Origin of the sequence: Paenibacillus thiaminolyticus (assembly GCF_003591545.1) — a bacterium.
GTDB lineage: Bacteria > Bacillota > Bacilli > Paenibacillales > Paenibacillaceae > Paenibacillus_B > Paenibacillus_B thiaminolyticus_A.
This window is the reverse complement of sequence record NZ_QYZD01000008.1, coordinates 163,924-184,388: the sequence shown is the minus strand read 5'-3', so window position 1 is coordinate 184,388 and position 20,465 is coordinate 163,924. Positions and strand designations below refer to the sequence as shown.

Annotated in this window: 21 protein-coding genes; 2 read left to right on the top strand and 19 right to left on the bottom strand. The window is 57.3% G+C overall.

Annotation, left to right across the window (positions count from 1 at the left end; genetic code table 11):
- Positions 1–809 precede the first annotated feature (809 nt).
- From sigF to ald, 9 genes are all read right to left on the bottom strand, one after another.
- Positions 810–1,565, bottom strand: a complete 756-nt coding sequence (gene sigF, locus DQX05_RS11770) for an RNA polymerase sporulation sigma factor SigF (protein WP_119793738.1) — start codon at positions 1,563–1,565, stop codon at positions 810–812.
- An 11-nt stretch (positions 1,566–1,576) separates the two neighbouring features.
- Complete coding sequence (gene spoIIAB / locus DQX05_RS11765) at positions 1,577–2,026, bottom strand: anti-sigma F factor (RefSeq protein ID WP_119793736.1); 450 nt, start codon at positions 2,024–2,026, stop codon at positions 1,577–1,579.
- Positions 2,023–2,376, bottom strand: a complete 354-nt coding sequence (gene spoIIAA, locus DQX05_RS11760; protein ID WP_119793734.1) for an anti-sigma F factor antagonist — start codon at positions 2,374–2,376, stop codon at positions 2,023–2,025. The genes spoIIAB and spoIIAA overlap by 4 nt, the downstream gene beginning before the upstream one ends.
- 89 nt (positions 2,377–2,465) lie before the next feature.
- The gene (locus tag DQX05_RS11755) at positions 2,466–3,695 is read right to left on the bottom strand and encodes a D-alanyl-D-alanine carboxypeptidase family protein (protein WP_119793732.1); all 1,230 of its coding nucleotides are present in this window, start codon (positions 3,693–3,695) and stop codon (positions 2,466–2,468) included.
- Between the two features lie 217 nt (positions 3,696–3,912).
- On the bottom strand, positions 3,913–5,241 hold the full coding sequence (locus tag DQX05_RS11750) for a pyrimidine-nucleoside phosphorylase (RefSeq protein WP_119793730.1): 1,329 nt from the start codon (positions 5,239–5,241) through the stop codon (positions 3,913–3,915).
- Positions 5,242–5,275: 34 nt separating this feature from the next.
- The gene (locus DQX05_RS11745) at positions 5,276–6,097 is read right to left on the bottom strand and encodes a purine-nucleoside phosphorylase (RefSeq protein ID WP_119793728.1); all 822 of its coding nucleotides are present in this window, start codon (positions 6,095–6,097) and stop codon (positions 5,276–5,278) included.
- Positions 6,097–7,074, bottom strand: a complete 978-nt coding sequence (locus DQX05_RS11740) for a tyrosine recombinase (protein WP_119793726.1) — start codon at positions 7,072–7,074, stop codon at positions 6,097–6,099. Before DQX05_RS11740 ends, DQX05_RS11745 begins: the two co-directional genes overlap by 1 nt.
- A gap of 130 nt (positions 7,075–7,204) precedes the next feature.
- A complete protein-coding gene (locus DQX05_RS11735; protein WP_119793724.1) occupies positions 7,205–7,441 on the bottom strand; it encodes a DUF4227 family protein in 237 nt (78 codons plus the stop codon).
- Between the two features lie 86 nt (positions 7,442–7,527).
- Positions 7,528–8,646, bottom strand: coding sequence for an alanine dehydrogenase (gene ald, locus DQX05_RS11730; protein ID WP_119793722.1), 1,119 nt, complete (start codon positions 8,644–8,646; stop codon positions 7,528–7,530).
- A gap of 180 nt (positions 8,647–8,826) precedes the next feature.
- Between ald and DQX05_RS11725 the strand changes: the two genes are divergently transcribed.
- On the top strand, positions 8,827–10,242 hold the full coding sequence (locus DQX05_RS11725; RefSeq protein ID WP_119793721.1) for a S8 family peptidase: 1,416 nt from the start codon (positions 8,827–8,829) through the stop codon (positions 10,240–10,242).
- Between the two features lie 15 nt (positions 10,243–10,257).
- On the opposite strand, the gene fur is transcribed toward DQX05_RS11725, so the two are convergent.
- The 4 genes from fur to DQX05_RS11705 form a co-directional block, all read right to left on the bottom strand.
- Positions 10,258–10,737 (bottom strand): ferric iron uptake transcriptional regulator, encoded by a 480-nt coding sequence (gene fur / locus DQX05_RS11720; protein WP_006676796.1) that lies wholly within the window; start codon positions 10,735–10,737, stop codon positions 10,258–10,260.
- A gap of 102 nt (positions 10,738–10,839) precedes the next feature.
- Positions 10,840–11,484, bottom strand: a complete 645-nt coding sequence (gene spoIIM / locus DQX05_RS11715) for a stage II sporulation protein M (RefSeq protein ID WP_119793719.1) — start codon at positions 11,482–11,484, stop codon at positions 10,840–10,842.
- 119 nt (positions 11,485–11,603) lie between these two features.
- Positions 11,604–12,815: an endonuclease Q family protein gene (locus DQX05_RS11710; protein ID WP_119793718.1), complete on the bottom strand. Its 1,212-nt coding sequence runs from the start codon at positions 12,813–12,815 to the stop codon at positions 11,604–11,606.
- Positions 12,803–13,390 (bottom strand): NUDIX domain-containing protein, encoded by a 588-nt coding sequence (locus DQX05_RS11705; protein WP_119793716.1) that lies wholly within the window; start codon positions 13,388–13,390, stop codon positions 12,803–12,805. The genes DQX05_RS11710 and DQX05_RS11705 overlap by 13 nt, the downstream gene beginning before the upstream one ends.
- A gap of 152 nt (positions 13,391–13,542) precedes the next feature.
- On the opposite strand from DQX05_RS11705, the gene DQX05_RS30680 reads away from it, so the two are divergent.
- A complete protein-coding gene (locus DQX05_RS30680) occupies positions 13,543–13,692 on the top strand; it encodes a hypothetical protein (RefSeq protein ID WP_182914712.1) in 150 nt (49 codons plus the stop codon).
- A gap of 102 nt (positions 13,693–13,794) precedes the next feature.
- On the opposite strand, the gene DQX05_RS11700 is transcribed toward DQX05_RS30680, so the two are convergent.
- The 6 genes from DQX05_RS11700 to DQX05_RS11675 all read right to left on the bottom strand — a co-directional run bounded on the left by DQX05_RS11700 (position 13,795) and on the right by DQX05_RS11675 (position 20,294).
- Entirely contained in the window at positions 13,795–14,856 is a 1,062-nt protein-coding gene (locus DQX05_RS11700) for a mannonate dehydratase (protein WP_119793757.1), read from the bottom strand.
- Positions 14,822–15,955: a Gfo/Idh/MocA family protein gene (locus DQX05_RS11695; RefSeq protein WP_119793714.1), complete on the bottom strand. Its 1,134-nt coding sequence runs from the start codon at positions 15,953–15,955 to the stop codon at positions 14,822–14,824. The genes DQX05_RS11700 and DQX05_RS11695 overlap by 35 nt, the downstream gene beginning before the upstream one ends.
- Positions 15,952–16,839, bottom strand: a complete 888-nt coding sequence (locus DQX05_RS11690) for a sugar phosphate isomerase/epimerase family protein (RefSeq protein WP_119793712.1) — start codon at positions 16,837–16,839, stop codon at positions 15,952–15,954. Before DQX05_RS11690 ends, DQX05_RS11695 begins: the two co-directional genes overlap by 4 nt.
- A gap of 154 nt (positions 16,840–16,993) precedes the next feature.
- Positions 16,994–17,764 carry an SDR family oxidoreductase gene (locus tag DQX05_RS11685; RefSeq protein ID WP_397335308.1) on the bottom strand — a complete coding sequence of 257 codons (771 nt, stop codon included), beginning with the start codon at positions 17,762–17,764 and terminating at the stop codon, positions 16,994–16,996.
- Between the two features lie 15 nt (positions 17,765–17,779).
- Positions 17,780–19,054, bottom strand: coding sequence for a glucuronate isomerase (locus DQX05_RS11680; protein WP_119793708.1), 1,275 nt, complete (start codon positions 19,052–19,054; stop codon positions 17,780–17,782).
- Positions 19,055–19,118: 64 nt separating this feature from the next.
- Positions 19,119–20,294 carry a Gfo/Idh/MocA family protein gene (locus DQX05_RS11675; protein ID WP_119793706.1) on the bottom strand — a complete coding sequence of 392 codons (1,176 nt, stop codon included), beginning with the start codon at positions 20,292–20,294 and terminating at the stop codon, positions 19,119–19,121.
- Positions 20,295–20,465 lie beyond the last annotated feature (171 nt).

Below are 20,465 nucleotides of genomic sequence, written 5' to 3'. Positions count from 1 at the left end.
CGCAGCATCTTAGGAGCATTATCCCGTTCAGTAAGGGCAGGTTGGTATGTGCGCAGCATCTTAGGAGCACTATCCCGTTCAGTCAGGGCGGGTTGGCACCTACTCAGCACCTTATCAGCATTATCCCGTTCGCTCAGGCTGGTCGGCACGAAACAGGGCCTTTCTAGTGCTACCTATACTCCGTCTTAACAGGCGGCAGAATTCGGGCTCTGAGCTAAGGGGATCATGGTGTAAAGAGCTTCAGGGCACTTCCCTCCCCATTCGACACAAGTACGAGCACCTAGTGTTCTCCCTCCTATGAAGAGCACACATTATCTGACGCAACCCTATGCATATTACGCAACCTATGCATCCGATGATGCAACCCATCAGTTCCAACAACCTCATCAGCTCTAAGAACGCTCATTAGTCTTAGCAGGATCATGTATGTACCTAAACCGACATATATGCTCTATACATGCTGTGTTATCCATTTGGACGTTACGGACGGCAGAATTCGGGCTCTGAGCTAAGGGGATCATGGTGTAAAGAGCTTCAGGGCACTTCCCTCCCCATTCGACACAAGTACGAGCACCTAGTGTTCTCCCTCCTATGAAGAGCACACATCATCTGACGCCACCCTATGCATATACGCAACCTATGCATCCGATGAGACAACCCATCAGTTCCAACAACCTCATCAGCTCCAAGAACGCAAATCACACTGTTAACTGAGAAAATTACGAACCTAGTCAGACAGACATACATTCGCTTTAAGCGATATGGAGAAAAATAAAGACACCGCAGGAATAATCCTTGCGGTGTCCGCTTTATTGCGCAATTTGCGCCTTAATGGACTGCAATATTTTTTTCTCCAGCCGGGATACTTGAACCTGGGAGATGCCGAGCCGTCCGGCTACCTCTGACTGCGTCTGGTCGCGGAAGTAGCGCAAATAGACGATGAGCCGTTCCCGTTCACTCAAGCCTTCAATCGCTTCATTCAGCGCGAGCTTGTCGAACCAGCGATCCTGAGAATCATCCGCGATCTGATCCATCAATGTGATGGGATCCCCGTCGTTCTCGAAGACGGTCTCGTGAATCGAGCTCGGCGGCTTGTTCGCCTCTTGGGCGAAGACAACGTCCTCCGGCGAGATTCCCAGCTCGTCCGCGACTTCCTTAATGGTAGGCAGGCGATTGAGCCGCTTCGAGAGCTCGTCCTTCATTTTGCGGACCTTGTTCGCCATTTCCTTCAAGGAACGGCTCACTTTGATCGTCCCGTCATCACGCAGGAAGCGCTGAATTTCTCCGATAATCATCGGCACGGCATAGGTGGAGAATTTGACATCATAGGTCAAATCGAATTTGTCGACCGATTTGAGCAAGCCGATACAGCCGATTTGGAACAAATCATCCGGTTCATACCCGCGGTTGATAAAGCGCTGGACGACCGACCAGACCAGCCGGATGTTGCAATTGACCAGCGTTTCGCGAGCCACGGCATCACCCGCTTGGCTCAGTGCTATCAGACGTTTCACTTCTGCGTCGTCCAAATAACTTTGCGACGATTGCTTCACATCAGCTTTCATGGCTTCAACCCCTAATTGTAGAGCGCTTTTTTGGATTCGATCCGCTTTTTCATGCGGATGGTGGTACCGGCGCCCAATTCGGTTGTCACTTCAAATTCATCCATGAAGTTCTCCATAATGGTGAAGCCCATCCCCGAGCGTTCCATGTCCGGCTTGGATGTAAACAGCGGTTGTCTGGCCAGTTCGACATCTTCGATGCCATGTCCCCGGTCAGAGACCGTCAGCATAATCTGATCGCCCTCAATTTCCGCCGTAATCGACACGATGCCTTCCGGATTGTTGTCATATCCATGAATGATGCTGTTCGTCACCGCCTCGGAAATTACGGTTTTCAAATCCGTCAGCTCTTCCAAGGTCGGATCCAGCTGGGCAACGAAGGCCGCCACGGCTACGCGGGCGAAGGCTTCATTTTCCGAACGGCTGGAAAATTCTAATGACATTTTGTTCGAATGTCCACTCATGATACGTCCTCCAATCCAAGGAGCGCCTGGCGCTCGTTATCGTAGACATGCATGATTTTGAACAAGCCCGACAGCTCGAATAATCGCCGTACGGCAGGGTTCAGGTCGCAGACGGCAATCTTTCCGCCTCTACCCTTAATCTGCTTGTATCTGCCGAGAATGACCCCCAGACCGGAACTGTCCATGAAGGTCAATTCGCTCAAGCTCAACACCACATGGTTCACCTGTCCGCGCTGAATCACTTCATCCAACTGTATACGTACAATTTCCGATGTATGATGATCCAGCTCTCCCCTCAGACGGGTGATCAGTACATTGCGCCGGTGTTCCAATTCCACCTGCAAGTTCATGCGAATCACTCTCCTCCCATGTTGCCGATACCATTCGTCACCGCCAAACCCAATTCCTGCCTGGTGACAAAACTAGAAGAAGCACGCTGTTATTTGACAAAAAACAACTTTCCGCACGTCCGTTTGAGCAGCGTCCACCAGCCAGCTTTCGCTATAGACTCGGTTGCTTCGACAGGGTATTCGCGAATCGCTTTATCCCCTTGATACACGATAATTTTGCCAAGCGACTGGCCTTTCTCGATCGGCGCCTTGATGGATTCTGGAGACTCCAGCTTGAAATGGACGTTATCCTTGGAGCCGCCCTTTTTGAGAAGCACATGGTAAGGGCGCTGGGCCACCAGATCAAGCGACTCGACCATCCCTTTTTCTACCCGAATGCTGCCGATAGGGTCACCTTTTTTCAGAATAGGGACGTTCATGTACTGGGCAAATGCGAAATCGAACATCTGCGTCACTTCGGCATTGCGCGTTTTCGTATTCGGCTCGCCAAGCACGACCGCAATTACGCGCAGATTGTCCCGTTTGGCCGTAGCAGACAAGCAGAACTTCGCTTCCGAGGTGTATCCCGTTTTCAGCCCGTCTGCTCCCTGGTAGAACCGGACCAGCTTGTTCGTGTTGACCAGCCAGAACTTTTTATCGGTATTCTGACGCAAGTAATCTTCGTATGCCCCCGTATATTTCGTAACGCCCGGATATTGAAGCAAGGCTTGAGACATTAGAGCGATGTCATACGCGGATGTATAATGATTGTCCGCAGGAAGACCGTTGCTGTTCTCGAAGTGGGTATCCTTCATGCCGAGTTCTTTGGCCTTCTCATTCATCATCTGCACGAATGCTTTTTCCGATCCTGCAACCTTCTCCGCCATGGCGACTGAAGCATCGTTGCCTGAAGCCATTGCAATTCCCTTCATCATTTCATCAACCGTCATTTCTTCGCCCGGCTCGAGGAAGATTTGAGAGCCACCCATTGATGCGGCATACTCACTCGTCATCACTTTATCCGTCGGCTTCAGCTTGCCTTCGTCTATGGCTTCCATCACAAGCAGCATCGTCATTATTTTTGTAATGCTGGCCGGCGGCAGCCGATCATGGCTGTTTTTCTGGAAAATGATGGTACCCGTATCCGCATCCATCAGTAGGGCCGAGCGTGCATGTTCCGCGAGCTGTACTTCTGCTGCGCCCGTTGATGAAGTGGCCTGACTAGGCTCTTCTGTTCCGGTCCATGGCGGCACGTCGGCAAACGCTGCAGCGGCGCCGGTTGTCATCAGGCTTGCGCTCAGCAATGCGGAACACGCCACTCTATATAGCCTATTCTTCAAAGCAGTTCCCCTCCTACAAGAGTTGTGCACAACAGAATGGACGGCTCTATCCTCCGCCAGATGTGCTTAATTTCAGTCTTGTCTGATCACAAGCAAAATATTCCACTATTTCCGGACATAAAAAAAGTTTCTAGCAAATTTTCGCTAGAAACGGTATCCCTCATTGGCTGCCGTTGAGGGAACGGCTTCTTATGGAACTGTCGCAGGAGAAGCGCTGTCAGACAAATCTCTCTACGCCATCCTTCGTGACGATGGCATATACCAGCGGCGCCGCCGGTCTAGCTTCGGAAGTAATCCGGTACGCCTGGATGATTTTTTGTGCCGCTTCCTCCAGACGCGAAGCATCGTTGACATGAAGCACGGCCAGCACATCGCCGGCATTCACGGCGTCCCCCACCTTGGCGCGGAGATCAATGCCGACGCTCAGATCGATAACGGAATCCTTCGTCTCCCTTCCAGCTCCGAGAAGCATGGCGGCAATGCCGATCTCTTCGGCTTGAATGGCCGCTACCGTGCCGCCGGCTTCCGCCTTCACCTCGAAGCGTTCCCGGGCATGCGGCAGCCGCTCTGGCTGATCCACTACAGACGCGTCTCCACCCTGAGCCGCAATAAGCTCCTTCAGCTTCCCAAGCGCAGACCCGTCCGCAATCAATTGCTCCAGACGCGATTCCGCTTCGGCCGCATCGCGGGCGACCCCGCCCAGCACGAGCATATGCGCGCCCAGCACGATGCAGAGACGATGCAGGTCGGACGGCCCTTCGCCGCGCAGCGTCTGTATCGATTCCTCAACTTCGAGTGAATTGCCGATGAGATGGCCGAGCGGCTGATCCATATCCGAGATGACCGCAATCGTCTGCCGTCCCGTATCCGTACCGATATCGACCATGGCCTGCGCGAGCGCAATGGAGTCATCCAGCGTCTTCATGAATGCGCCGCTTCCCGTCTTCACATCGAGCACGATGGCATCGGCTCCGGCCGCAATCTTCTTGCTCATGACAGAGCTGGCAATGAGCGGGATCGATTCGACCGTGGCCGTCACGTCACGCAGAGCGTACAGCTTCTTGTCCGCCGGGGTAATATTCCCGGTCTGCCCGATAAGAGACACGCCAATATCGTTCACCTGCTTGAAGAATTGCTCCCGTTCCAATTCGACCTGGAAGCCTGGAATCGACTCCAGCTTGTCAATCGTTCCGCCCGTATGGCCCAGACCGCGCCCGGACATCTTCGCGACAGGCACCCCTGCCGCAGCGACGAGCGGTGCGAGAATTAAAGAGGTCTTGTCCCCGACGCCCCCTGTGGAATGCTTGTCCACCTTGATGCCGCTGATCGAGCTTAGATCGATCTGATCGCCCGAACGCGCCATCTCCAGCGTGAGGCTCGCCGTCTCGCTCGCCGTCATCCCTTGGAAAAAAACAGCCATCGCCCAAGCGGCAATCTGATAATCCGGCACCTCGCCGCTGCTATAGCCCTGAATGAGAAAACGAATTTCTTCGGCGGTCAGTTCGTGACCTTCCCGTTTTTTGTGAATGATGTCGACTGCCCACATCTTCGCTCCTCCTAACCGGATGCTGTAATCAAGCTTACATTTTCGGAATCAGTGTCAGTACCAGCTTCAAAAAGGCGTCCTTCACTTTATCCGCCGTCTCCATCACCTCGTCATGGGACAATGGCTGATCGAGAATTCCTGCCGCCATGTTGCTGATACAGGAGATGCCCAGCACCTCAAGGCCCGCATGACTGGCGACAATAACTTCCGAGACAGTGGACATGCCTACCGCGTCCGCACCCATCGTGCGGAGCAATCGAATCTCGGCCGGCGTCTCATAGTTCGGTCCGAGCAGCCCGGCATAAACCCCTTCGCGGAGCGAGAAGCCCTGCTCATCCGCCATAGCCTTCGCGAGCTGGCGCAAGCGCGGGCTGTACGCCTGGGACATGTCAGGGAAGCGGACGCCCAGACGGCTATCGTTCGACCCGATGAGCGGATTGCGTCCCGTCATGTTGAGATGGTCGCTAATGACCATCAGATCGCCTGGCTCATAGCTCGTATTAATGCCGCCAGCCGCATTCGTGACGAGGAGCTTTTCCGCGCCGATCGCTTTCATGACCCGCACCGGGAACGCCGTCACTTCCGGACCGTAGCCTTCATACATATGGAAGCGCCCTTTCATCATGACGACCGCGCGTCCTTCAATTGTGCCAATCAGCAGGTCTCCCGAATGGCCTTCAACAGTAGATACCGGAAAATGCGGAATCTCGCGATAAGGAATCGTGACGGGATTCTCAACCAGATCGGCCAACACGCCAAGACCCGAGCCGAGAATCAACCCGATCTCCGGACGGACGCTGGTACGGCTCTGAATATAGGATGCCGCTTCCTGGATGTGTTCATAAGCTTGACTCATTATTTTTCCTCCCCGACTGATGATGATGTTCTGGCTCGTGGATGCGCGTGCGTGTATACATCCTTCATGCTCGTTCTTGACATCTGCGCGATATACCGCTGCGTCGTCGCTAATTCTGTATGGCCGAGCATCTCCTGCACGGCGCGTATGTCGGCCCCGTTCTGCAGCAGGTGGACGGCAAATGAATGGCGCAGTGTATGCGGCGTAAGCGGAAATGGCAGCTCCAAATGCTCCGCATATTTCTTCATGGTCTTCCAAAACCCTTGCCGGGACATGCGCTGTCCGCGAACATTGAGAAATAACGCCTCTTCGGGCATCTCCGCTGCAGCGCCGTTCCGTGGAGTCTCGTCTCCGTCAGTTGATTCTTCGCCGAGCAGGCGGGGGCGCGACTCTTCCAAGTACCGCTGAATCGCCTCAGCCGCAGCTTGTCCAAGCGGGATGACCCGCTCCCGATTCGCCGAAGAGCAGCGCACGAAGCCCAATTTGGGCTGCACATCTCCGACATTCATTGCCATTAGCTCCGACACGCGCATGCCCGTCGCATACAGCGTCTCCAGCATGGCACGATCGCGGATGCCTTGCTCCGTCGCAAGATCCGGCAGACGGAGCAGCCGTTCGGTATCCTCCGGCGACAAAATCTCAGGAGGCTTCGCTTCCGGCTTCGGCCGCTCCAGCCCGAGCGTCGGATCAAGATCCAGCCATCCTTCGCGGATGCAAAAATGGCAGAAGGAGCGAATCGAAGCGACAAGGCGGGAAATGCTAGATGCGGCCCTCCCTTCCCGCTTCAACTGAAATACATATTGATTCACGTGAAAGGGCCGGATTGCCGCAATCGAATCCAGTCCGCTCATCGTATCCGCACCCAGGAACGCGCGAATATCCCGCAGGTACGCGGCTCGAGTATGCGCGGACATTCGCCGCTCCTGCGTTACATGCTGTTCATAACGTTCGATGCACTCTTCTATCGGATGCTGCATGTCCAATCTCCTTGCTGCGTCTTTCTCCTACATATAGAGGCGCCAGACATGAATAGGTTCCTTTATACTTTCTTCGCGGGGTCCGCACATTCCTGCTTCGGCCCGTGTGTCTGATGCGTGAACGCCGCGGTTATTCCCCCAGCCAATAAAACAGGCGAAGGCGTTCCTTGAACGTGTGGGGCTCGATGTCCGTCGCCCCCTCAATCTGGAACACCTTCACCGCTTTACCCTGCGGCTCTCTATATTTATCGACAGGAGATATCCAATCGGATACGCTTCCCAGCAGGTGGGCCATTGCATACGTCAAGAGCAAAAAAAGCGCCACGAACTTGAGCCGGTTCAGTACTTTGCGAAGCGATACGATCATCCTCACACGTCCCCCTTATCCGAATCGTCCCACTACTCGTAACTTATGAGACAAGCGGACAGGATATGCCAGCGGGATGAACGGCGTTAGACGGACGGGAACGGCTCGGGACGCGCCTCGTAGCCAAGGGCTTCCGCGACGACCCGGTGAACGATGCCGCCTTCGTACGTCGTGAGTCCGCCTCTCAGCTCAGGCGCGCGATGAATCGCTTCCTCCAACCCCAATGAAGCCAGCTTCCGCACATACGGGAGCGTAGCATGCGCCAACGCCAGGGTGGAGGTGCGCGGCACGGCGCCCGGCATATTGGCAACCGCATAGTGGATGACGCCATGCTTGACGAAGGTCGGATGCTCGTGCGTCGTCACGCGATCCATCGTCGCGATCGAGCCGCCTTGATCAATGGCGACATCGACAATAACCGAACCGGGCTTCATCTGCTTGACCATATCTTCCGACACGATGCGAGGCGCCTTCGCGCCCGGCACGAGAACCGCTCCGACCAGCAAATCCGCATGGCGGACGGCCTCTTCCACATAGAACGGCTGAGAGACAACGGTCGTCACCCGTCCTTCGAACAAATCGTCCAGCTCCCGCAGCCGATCAATGTTCAAGTCGAGAATCGTTACACGGGCCCCCATGCCAAGCGCAATTTTGGCCGCGTTCGTGCCGACGGCCCCGCCGCCGATAATAACGACTTCCCCTGACGGGACACCCGGCACGCCGCCGAGAAGTACGCCCCGTCCGCCTACATACGATTCGAGCAGATGGCTTCCGATTTGCACGGACATTTTGCCGGCGATCTCGCTCATCGGAGTGAGCAGGGGCAGCTTGCCGTTCGGGAGCTGCACGGTCTCATAAGCGAGGGAGCACGCCCCGGATTGGACAAGCGCCTTGGCCAGGTAAGGAACGGCTGCCAGATGAAGATACGTGAACAGTGTTTGATTGGATCGGAAAAAGGGGGTCTCCTCCGGCAGCGGTTCCTTAACCTTGACAATCAGTTCCGATTCACCCCATACGGCCGCGGCATCCGGCGCAATCGCAGCGCCGACCCGGACATATTCCTCATCCTCAAAACCGCTGCCTACACCGGCTCCCCGCTCCACGATGACCTGATGACCGTCCTGCACAAGCGCGTGGGCTCCCGAAGGGGTCAAGGCGACGCGGCGCTCATTCGTTTTGATTTCTTTAGGCACTCCAATCTTCATACTGAATATCCTCCCTAATGAACAATATTGGTCTTGTCCAGGCAAGCGCGCCATTATCCATTCATGCGACAAATGCATCGCTCAGGCATCACCGTCTTCCCTTCGTTCCCATACTCTAATCGTGTGTCCCTATAGGGAGGCACGGAACCTATCCTGAATGGAACGGGAGGACGGTACGGCATGCGCAACTTAACCCGCATGTTACAAGCCGTCGTGCACGGGAAGCCTGCCCGGCACACGGTACGGAAAATCATCGTGCTAAAGGATCGAAAAAGCTTCAATGTGTGCGTTCGCGAGTTGAAAAAGCAGGGCATCGTTCCCTTGAAGCAGGTAAAGTCAGCCTTCATGCTATGCTGTAATGTTCATCCTCATGCCAAGCTGGCCGAATTAATGAAGCATCCCAGCATCCGCAGAATCGAGAATGATGCCCGTGTGCGGGCTCATGCGGTTGGTCGGGGTCGGTGTTCTTCTTCTACTACTAGACTTCGTTCCATGAAGCGGAACCATTCCACAGCCAAAGGTCACACAGCTTCTATGCAGCAAATTCCATGGGGTGTCAAGCGGATTCAGGCGCCCAAAGCCTGGCCGGAAACCCGGGGCAAGGGCATTCGAATTGCGATTGTCGATACAGGTATCTCGCCCCATCCGGATCTTCGCATCTCCGGGGGGATCAACACGATTCGCCCAGGGGCACCCTATCACGACGACAACGGCCACGGCACTCATGTGGCAGGTACGGCCGCCGCGCTCGGCAGAGGACATCTCCTGTACGGCACAGCTCCCGAAGCGGAGCTGTATGCAGTCAAAGCACTAGATGAAAAAGGCGAAGGGTATGTATCCGATATCGTAGAAGGTGTGGAATGGTGTATTCGGAACCGCATGGATGTCATCAATCTGAGCCTGGGTCTGAACGGCCCCAGCAAGCTGCTGCGCAACACGATCCGCCGCGCCCACCGCCAAGGCATCGTTATCGTCGCTTCCGCCGGCAATAACGGCAAGGATGCCGAAGCGATCGATGAGCCGGCGATCTATCCCGAAGTTATCGCGGTCGCGGCGACCGACAGGCTCAACTGCATTGCCAGCTTCAGCAGCCGCGGCATAGGAATCGATATCGCAGCCCCCGGCGCAGACATCTGTTCAACGAGCTATAAGGGCGGCTTCGTCGAAGAGTCCGGGACCTCGATGGCGGCGCCGCATGTCTCGGGCACAGCCGGATTGATGCTGGCCGCTTGTCCCGGCATGCTGCCGGAGCAGATTCGCTGCGCGCTGATTCATACTTCCCAGCGATTGCGCGGGGAAGCGGTTACGGCCCAAGGCGCGGGACTCATCAATGCGCAGAAGGCAGTCGCGTTTACGGCAAAGGCCAAGCACCATGCAGATGAATCAGCCCATCTCGCCCTGCCGGTAGCGTTTACAGCAGGACGCCCGGTGAAGAAGAAGCTGACTCCTTCGCGGCAGCCCGCTCCGTCCGCAGCCGCAGCTGGCCTGCCGGGAGCATGCCGGAAGGCGGCAACAGCCGCCCCAAGGAAGCAACGTTCGGCAAATCTGTCAAGAAACTCCATCCAACACAGATTAAATAAGCCTCGACGTCGTTGACATCGAGGCTGTATGTTATGATTCATCGTTCGATGAAGATTCCTTGCGAAGGCGCTCCTTCTCCTGGCACTCCCGGCATATGCCCTGGAAGTCAAGCCGATGGTCGACGACGTGGAATTGAAATTCCCTCTCAAGTCGCTCTTCCAGCGGGCCTAGCCAGTCTTCCTGTATCTCTTGCATCGAACCGCATTGGACGCAGATCAAATGATGATGGTGATGCTTGTTGTTGTCGCCGCGCAAATCATAACGGGCTACACCATCCCCGAAGTTCAATTTTTCCACCACATGCAACTCATTCAGCAGCTCCAATGTCCGGTACACGGTGGCAAGACCGATTTCAGGGGCCTTTTCCTTCACTAGCATGAATACATCTTCCGCGCTGAGGTGATCCTCTTCGTTCTCGAGAAGAACGCGAACGGTTGCTTCACGCTGGGGTGTCAGCTTGTACCCTTGGGATTGCAGTTGTTGTTTGATCTTCTCAATACGCGCTTCCATGATCTCCCCCCTTGCCCGCCAATCCGCAATTCTATTCGCTTCTATCATTATAGGGGGAGAATGCAATGAGTGTCAAATCATTTAAGCAAATGAAAAAGGGTCTCATCCTCCGGATACCGTTCCGGCAAGCAGCGGCGCGGCCAGCTTCATCAAAGAGGGGGATACCCAGGTCATGACGGCGGCGACGACGGCCATCCCGGCTGCCGCCGATGTCTGCACGAGAACGAAGCGGCCTAGCGGCTCGCGCAGCGACTGAACCTTGGGCATGAAGACCCGGTTCTTCAATATATACGTCGCGAACGTAATCGAAGCGACACTGGCAATCAGAATGAGCGGTATGGCCAGCAGATTATGCGGGGCGACCGAAGCGAAGGCGAACAGCATCCCCTTCCATCCATATTGGCCGATAAGCGTACCGACCGTGAAGCCGATGAAGATTCCTTTGGCAAAGACAAGGACGAGGACAAGCGGGAAGCCGACGATCGAAAAGCCCAGCAGCGCGATCAACCCAATCCATTTGCTGTAGAGCAAAGCGGATTCGGTGAACATCCCGGCCCGATCCGGCGCCGGACTGTCGCCGTCCAGCATCACGAAGAAGTGGCCGAGATGACTGCCCAGATCCTGCTGCTGCTCCAGCGTCAACGCATTAACCAGCAGCGCCCCGAACACGACGCCGACCAAAAACAAAATTGAGACAAAGAGATACAAATGAAGTTGGGCGCGAAACGAATATGATGCCGGCTTCATGAGGGGAACGGCTCCTTTCCCATACGATGGACTCACAGCTCTGTGTCACTCCATTGTATGCAGCGGCTCGTCCGAATATGAACGAGGGAGCCGTTCGTTCTCTGCGGCAGACTTTGGCGTTAAGTGACGACTTTGCCGTAGGTCCCGCCGCCGCCGCTCGACAAGACCAGGTCTCCGCATCGCGCCCTGACGATATATTCCGCCGTCTTCTCCCCGACCGTCTCCGCCAGTTGCTCCGGGGTCGCCTGATGCAGCACCGCCATCTCGGTGCCGAACCGGTCCAGCAGCTTGTTCAGCGTGCGGGGCCCGACGCCCGGAATGAATTCCAGCGGAACCTGCATAATATACGGCGGGCGATGAGCAGGAACCTGGCTATGGTCCCGATCCGAGATAGCGTGAATGCGATCGAGCACGCCCTGCACCATTTTGCCGCTGCCGCAGGCGGGACACGCCGCGGGAAGCTGTGCCGCCTCGGGCACGGATCCGCACTCCATGCAGCGCGATCGATGATACTTGCCCAGGCTCGGGTTCAGCCCGTAATTGGCATTGACGCACCGGCCGTCCCGATTCTGAAGCGCCAATGCCCACTCCTTGAAGCTGGGCTCGGCTACAGTCAATTGGTTGTACTCCCGGGCAATCTTGCGCAGCGAATGGGCATCTGAATTCGTCAGCAGCGTGTAGCGATCCAATTCGGAGATCAGACCGGCCATCTCGGTGTCGGCGCTCAGGCCCAGTTCCACCGCATCGATAAGCTCCATGTCCAATACATCCGCCATCCGCTCAGAGCAGTTGCCGTAGATGCTCTTGAACGGCGTGAATACATGCGCAGGAATGAATATGCCACCGTGAGCGGCCGTCTGCTCCTGCAGTGCCTGTCCCGATACGTATACCCGTTGAGAAGACAGATTCATATTGGTTACGTAAGGCGACACCCACGCCGAGAAATGACGCATCGCATCGAAGCTGGGAAGATAGCACAGCACATGCGCCATGCCGAGTCCTTCCGCACGGATTTCAAGCTCGGTGCCCAGGAGCAGCGTCGTGTTCCGGTAGCGGATGCCGCCGTCGGCCAGCTCCTCCATCTCTCCCCGCTCAAGCAAGGCAGCGATATCCTCCTGTACGCCCGGCGCGTGCGCATCGATAATCCCTATCAGGTGCAGGCCTTTGCGCTCCGACGCTTCCTTCGCAATCGCCTCGAACGTCAGATCCCGGCTTGCGCTCATCTTGCAGGGTGCGCCGCGGGACGTGCTCCCGATATGGATATGGAAATCTCCGAAGACGCGCATGCCGGTGAACTGGGAGCCTTCCGCGGACGTAATTATACCGGCCATGAGCCCGTCATCTCGTATATTTTCCATGCATAGAGCGCTTGTATCGTCTTCGCGTCGCCGATTCGGCCCTGGCGCATCGCCTCGAATGCTTCGTCCATCGTCAGCGCGCTCACCTCGAGGAACTCGTCTTCGTCCGGCTTCATTACGCCTTCTTCCAAGTCATCCGCCGCATACAGATAGATAATCTCATCCGCGAAGCCGGGAGAGGTCGAGAACGCCCCGAGCGGAATCAGGGAAGCTGCCCGGTAGCCCGTCTCCTCCTCCAGCTCCCGCTTGGCCGCATCCTCCGGCCGCTCGCCCGCGTCCAGCTTGCCTGCCGGAATCTCGACCTGCGTCCGTTCAAGCGGCTTGCGGTACTGCTCGACGACGAGCATACGCCCGTCCTTGATCGCCAGCACCGCGACCGCGCCCGGATGGCGGACAATTTCCCGAGTTGCTGTGGTCCCATCGGGTAAAGTAACCGTAGCGACCTGTAGATCGATGATTTTCCCTTCGAAAATGGTCGTTGTATCAACCGTCACTTCTTCGAGCGACGGGCGTTTCTTTTCTTGATTGACATCATCTTGCACGCTCATCTCGCTGCCACTCCCTTATAACAAATGGTTGGGTCATCCTTCAGGGGCTGTTCCCCTTCGGATTGAGCCATCGCTATGCATACATAATTCCGTTCGATGCAACATACTCATTATACCAAAACGGCTCGTCCGAACGAAATGAGGGTAATGACGTGAAACAATATTATTCGAAGCAGGATATGCTGCTCGTCGGGAAAAGCTATGAAATTCGCGCCGAGCTGAGAAGGCTCATGATTCGGGAAGGCCGTAACGCCATATTGTCCGTGATTCTCCAAAAGCAACAGAGCCGGGCCAAAAAATAGAGAAGCATTGCTTTGCGGCCTATCCAAGCTTGCTGCAAAGACAAAAGGGTACGGACCAAGGCGTGCATCGCCTCATCCGTACCCTTGTCTTCGTTGGCGGGATTATGACTCCCCCGCCGCATCAGAACATTTCGTCACGGCTTCCCAAATGCCGTTCAAGTAAACGGCGCCGAGCGCCCGGTCATACAGCCCGTAGCCGGGACGCCCCTGCTCGCCCCAGATCATGCGGCCGTGATCCGAGCGCAGCGGCCCGGTGTAGCCGATATCCGCAAGCGCGCGCATTACCGCCGTCATGTCGACGGATCCGGCGGACGACAGATGCGCCGTCTCCTGGAATGAGTGGTGCCCGGTAACCAGCACGTTCCGCGCATGAACGAAATGAATGCGGCCCGCATGGCCGAATTGCCGGATCATATGCGGCAAATCATTGGCCGGATCAGAGCCGAGCGAGCCGGTGCAGAAGCACATGCCGTGAGCCGGATGATCGAACAGGGACAAATAGCGGGCGAACTGCTCCTCGCGGCCCAGAATTCGCGGCAAGCCGAAGATAGGCCATGGAGGATCATCCGGGTGAACCGCCATCCGCATCCCCAGCTCCGCCGCCTCCGGCATGACCCGCTGGACGAAATAAGCGATGTTCTCCCAATACTGCTCCTCGCCGATGGAACGGTAGCGTTCGAACAGGCGGCCGACTTCCCCGTCAAGATAGCTGGTGTCCCAGCCGGGAAGGCGCAGCGTTCCGTCCGCCGGATCCATCTGTTGGATGACGTCATCCTCATAGATAAGCGTCCTGGAGCCGTCCGGCAGGACATGATCGAGCCTGGAGCGGGTCCAATCGAACACCGGCATGACGTTGTAGCAGACCGTTCGGATCCCTTCCGCCGCCAGATTGCGAAGCGTCGCAATGTAATTGTCGATATACCGATCCCGTCCGGCCAGCCCCAGCTTGATACCTTCATGCACCGGAACGCTCTCGATGACGGCGAGCCGCAAGCCGTGCGCCTCCACCGTCTCCTTCAGGCCGCGAATCCGTTCCCGGCGCCACACCTCACCAACCGGAACGTCATAGACGGCCGACACGATGCCTTGCATCCCCGGAATCTGATGAATATATTCAAGCCGGACCGGGTCATCCGCGCCATACCAGCGGAACGTTAATTCCAAGCTCTTCGCCTCCTTTTCCTGATGGATTCGGAATGACGATCGCATTCGCCTGTGCCGCCAGCGCCAGCTCGGCCGCCTTGAACGCATGCTGCTGCGTCATGGCCCGCTCCGTCCGGTGAAGGCAATCGAGAATCAGCTCCCCGAAGAAAGGGAATCCGACCTTGCCGGACACCGGAATATGCCGTTCTCCCTCATGATTGACCAGATAGACATGATCCGGAGTGTTGGATCGGGCGACATCGATATATTTGCGCAGCTCGATATAGCCGTCCGTGCCGAGGATGACAGTGCGGCCGTCTCCCCATGTGCCGAGGCCGTCCGGCGTGAACCAGTCGACCCGGAAATAATTGGTGGCTCCGTTATCCCCCAGCAGCATGGCGTCTCCAAAGTCCTCGATCTCCGGATATTCGGGATGCGCGTAATTAGCCACCTTGCTGTGCAGCACCTTCGCATCGCGGCAGCCCGCGTAGTACAGAAATTGCTCGGCCTGATGACTGCCGATATCGCATAATATCCCGCCGTAACGCTCCTTCTCGAAAAACCAGGCCGGACGCTGCTGCGCCTGCAGCCGATGCGGTCCCGTTCCCATCACCTGCAGCACTCTGCCGATCGCTCCCTCCTGAATCAGCTGTCCGGCATATACAGCGCTCTCCGAATGCAGCCGTTCGCTGTAGTAGACCATATACTTCTGCTTCGTATCGGCGACGGCGCAGCGCGCCGCTTCCAGCTGCTCGAACGACGTGAACGGCGTCTTGTCCGTAAAGTAATCCTTGCCGTGCTCCATCGCCCGAAGCCCGAGAGCGCACCGGTCCGCCGGAACGGCAGCCGCGGCGATGAGCCGCACCTCGGGATCCTCCAAAATCTCCGCCTCCGAGAGGGCGGCCCGCACGCCGGGGTAACGGGCCTGAAAAGCTTCTACCTTGGCGGGATCGGGATCATAGACCCATTTCAAGGTGGCTCCCGCTTCGACCAAGCCGTTGCACATGCCGTAAATATGCCCATGCTCCAGCGCCATGGCCGCGAACACAAATTCTCCCGGCCCGCATACCGGGTTCGGCTTGCCTTCCGGGGCGTAGCGCATGCCGTCAGTACGGTTCATCGTGAATTCCCTCCGCCACTTCCGGCTTCCTGACGGGCAGCGGCTCCATGCGCAAGCTCCTTCATCAGGGAGACGAAGCTGCGCAGCATCTCGCCTGATGAATGGATGCCGCTGAAATCTTCTACCCCGCAATAGCCGTCATAACCGACAGCGGCCAAGTCCTCCATCACCTGCTGCCAGCGGACGAAGCCCCGCTCCAGCGGCGACCATTCCAGCTTCGGGCCGTTATTTTCCCGTGCTGCCGCGACATCCGCATTTTTGACATGGACATGTGCCAAGTACGGACCCAGCATTTCCAGGCCCATGCGGTGATTCTCATACCCCTCGAACACCATATTGCCGGGGTCGAACAGCACACCGATATGTTCCGGGTCGAAGGAAGACGCGATCCGGTATGCCGCGCTTGCGCTTGGCGCGATCGTCATATGATGCGTCTCGATCAGTCCCCGGATGCCATATTGCTTCAGCAGCGGCACGAGCTTCGCCACGTATTCCATCTGGTCGTCATACAGCTCGCTGTAAGGCCGGCTCCGGTTATAGCCATGGACGCCGATGCGCATCAGCGGTGCGCCCAGCGCCTGGGCAATGCGCATCACTTCTTCCGCCGCCTCCACATCTCCGACCTTCAAGTAGGGCATAACGGCGGTGCTGTCAAGGCCATGCTCGCGCATCTGCCCCCGCAGGCCCTGAAGCACCTCCGGAGCGGTTCCGGGCTCGATGGTGCACAGATTATTGCCCCAGAAGGATGGCGGCTGGTTCCTCGCTTCCGCCGGGCTTGGGGAACAGCGCCATTCGATTCCATGCAGTCCGGCATCAACTGCTGCCGGAATGACTTGTTCCACCGATAGATCGGGAACGGCTACGGTAAAGACAGACCATTTCATAGATGCGTCCTCCTTCATATAGAGACCGTGATTTGAAATTGCTTGCTGTGTTCATTGGTGTATTGCAGCATAAGCTTCCTTCCGCTCCTCGCAGATCATGTTCAGTACGATTCTCTCATGTTCAGTTCGATTCTCGGATGCGCCGGGCAAGCCTTTAGATCGTCATCGCGCCGAAGCCGCCATCGACCCGGATCAAAGCGCCGGTCACAAAGCCCGAAGCCCGCTCCGACGCCAGCCAGACGGCAGTCCCTTGCAGCTCCTCGGGGGTGCCGAACCGTCCCATTGGCGTATGCCTCATAATCGCTTCCACCCGCTCCGGGGACAGGATCGCCCGGTTCTGCTCCGCCGGGAAGAAGCCGGGGATGATGGCATTGACCCTGACGCCGTGAGGAGCGAATTCACGGGCCAAATATTTGGTCATGCTGTTCAAGGCCGCCTTCGACATAGAATAGGTAAACACGCGGGATAACGGCGGATCCGACGAGACGGAGGAAATGAGAATGATAGAGCCTCCGCTGGCGCCCCCGATCATCGATTGCCCGAACTGCTGGCAAATCCGGATGGCGCCCTTGACATTAACGTTCATAATATGGTCCCATTCTTCCATCTCCAGCTCGAAGAACGGGGTCGCGCTGTTCACTCCGGGACAGTACAGCAGCACATCGACCTTCCCGTAGCGCTGTATCACTTCCGCGTGGACGCGCTCGATATCGCGCCCGTCCGTCATATCGCCCAGGAACGCCTGGGCTTTACCTCCCGCCTCGGCCAACTGCGCCACCACTTCAGCAGTTGCATCCGCCTTGCGCCCGATGATGGCGACTTGGGCGCCATGCGCGGCCAAGGCCTCGGCCATCGAGCGGCCCAGCGTGCTCGTTCCTCCGGCAATCACCGCGGTCTTGCCGTGCAAATCAAACCACTGCGACATATTCATCCTCCTTGCTCATCCTGACGCTCCGGCCGGCGCGATGCCGGCAAACGTCCGGAATTGACAGTTGAACCATTCATCCGCATCCCGTTCCATCTCTTCTCGCGACACCGTCCATCCGTCCCGCGCGAGACGGATATATTGATGAGCCAATACTTCCGCGATGGTGCGGCGCGAGTAGTCCCACTTCGTAAGCAACTGCTCCAGCACCCGGCAATCCGAATGCTGCGGAATATAGGAGGTGCCGAGCAGTTCGGTGCGCATCCGGGTCATCTCCGCAATCATCGATTCGGTATGCAGGAACCACCAGCAGCCGAAAGGCAGCAGATTGCGGAACTTGCGCGCCAGCACGGCCAGCTCATGCTGATTCTCGCGGGCGAGCAGGGTAACCATGAACCGCTGGGACGGATGGCGGACAAGCAGCCGCTCCAGCATGCCGATGTCGGTCCGCTCCCCGCGGTCTCCCGCGAGCCGCAAGGCCGGATTGACCTGGCGCTTGACTCCGATCATGAGCGCCAGCGGCAGATTCAACTCCCGGCAGACCGGAATGACCGCCTCGTCGAGGATGCGGCTGCTCCACCCGTCGTCCGGATACCGGAACGTTCCGGGCAAGGAGGCAGCAATATAGACCGCCTTCATCCGCACCGCCCACTCCTTCAGGAACCGTCTCGCCTCGCGGATATTCTGTTCGCCGTCCGGACCGCCCCATTCCGCCGTCACCGCCAAGCCTTCCGCCTGCAGCTTCGGACAGGCCGATTCCCAGTCCAGCAGCAAGGAATCGATCCGGAGCGCCGCCAGGAACCGGGAATCCCGGACTCCGCCGCCCTGCCAGACCGGACGCTCCAACGGGTCGAACGGATCGTTGGTCATCACGACCTGCTTGATATTGGCCAATCGGAAAATATGATCGATATGCTCCGATAAGCTTACCTTCGACCACGCTTCCCGGAGCGCCTCGATGCTCCGGCTTGCGATAGGCATGCCCAGCCGCTGACAGATACCAACGACCGCAATCGCCGCCTCGCTGACGGGAGAGCGATCGACGAACAAGGTCTGGAACACGTGATTCGCCTGCTGTTCCTTGCTCCAGCCCCAGAATGTCTCCTCCGGAACGGCGGAATGCCGGAACATTTCGGCAATCAGGTAATGGTACGTCAACAGCTCATCGATCCCCCAGAGCAGCAGGGAACCGAAGTTCTCGGCGTACAGATGGGTATGCATGTCGGTGACGGCGCATTGCTTCACGACCTCATGCGCCATCTGCCGAATCGCCTGTTCTTCCTGGTTCATCCACAGTCAACCTCCTTCTCCCATTTACCCAGGCGCCGTATTCGGACGTGTCGGCCACAGCCGGCTATGAACCGAATGAACGGCTCATATCCGCAGGAGCCCGCACCTCTTCCGGCGCATCGGCCGCATAGCGGGACTGGTCAATCCGCTTCTGCAGCTCCGCATGGAACAGATCCTCGTCCAGCGGGAACGTGACCCAATTGTCCGTCCAGGTCGACAGCAGCATCGCATTCGACAGCGTCAGGCCGTGGATGCCTTCCTCGCCCGGCGCAAGGAGCGGCGAGCCTGTCCGGATCGCGTCGGCCCAGTTCTGAATAATGTAGCGGTGCTCGCCGCCCTGTCCATGAACGGGAATATCGCATTTCCAGCATTCGGGCTGTCCGAACATGCCTTCATACTGCCTGTTGAATTCCGGCTCAGATACCCGCAGCCGCCAAAACGTCAGCTTCCCGTTCTCAATGACAACCTTGCCCCGATCCCCGGTGATCTCGAAGCGATTTGTGCCCGGTGCTTCGCCGGTCGTCGTCACGAATACGCCGCTCGCTCCGTTCTCGTATTCCACATAGGCGGTCACATCGTCCTCGACCTCGATGTCCCGGTAATGCCCGAAGCGGCAGAACGCCCGCATCCGCTTCGGCACAAGGCCGGTCGTCCATTGCCACAGATCAAGCTGGTGCGGATCCTGATTGATGAGCACGCCGCCGCCTTCGCCCGCCCAGGTCGCGCGCCAGCCGCCCGAATTATAATAGCTCTGCGGCCGGTACCAGTTCGTAATAATCCAGTTCGTCCGCCGGATCTCGCCCAGCTCTCCCGAGTGAATCAGATCGCGAAGCCTCTGATACATAGGCTGGCTGCGCTGATTGTACATGATGCCGAACACTTTGCCGCTTCGCGCCGCCCGCTCATTCATCTCCCGCACCTGCTTCGTATAGACCCCAGCCGGCTTCTCAATCAGGACGTGCAGACCTTGCTCGAAGGCGTTGATAGCCGATTGCGGGTGATGGTAATGAGGCGTCGCGATCAGGGCGGCATCGATCGTCCCGGAAGACAGCATCTCTTCCTCTGTCGAATAACACGGGATATGCTCCCCCAATTCGGACTTCGCCCATTCCCTACGGCCGGGAATGGTGTCGCAGACAGCGCTTAATACCGCCCCTGTTATCTCGCCGCGCGCAATGCACTTCGCATGCGCGCTCCCCATGTTTCCTAATCCAATGACGCCAATTCGTACGGTATCCACTCGCGTTTCCTCCTTAACTAACGAATAAATAGCTGGAACGCAGCCGGAACGGTTGCATTTGTACGTAGCGTATCACAAGACGAGTTGAGTGCGCTTTCATCGGATTAATCGTTTCCGGGGCTCATTTAACTGTGGTTGGCATTCCACGGATGGCGGCGGCGCCTGCTGGAG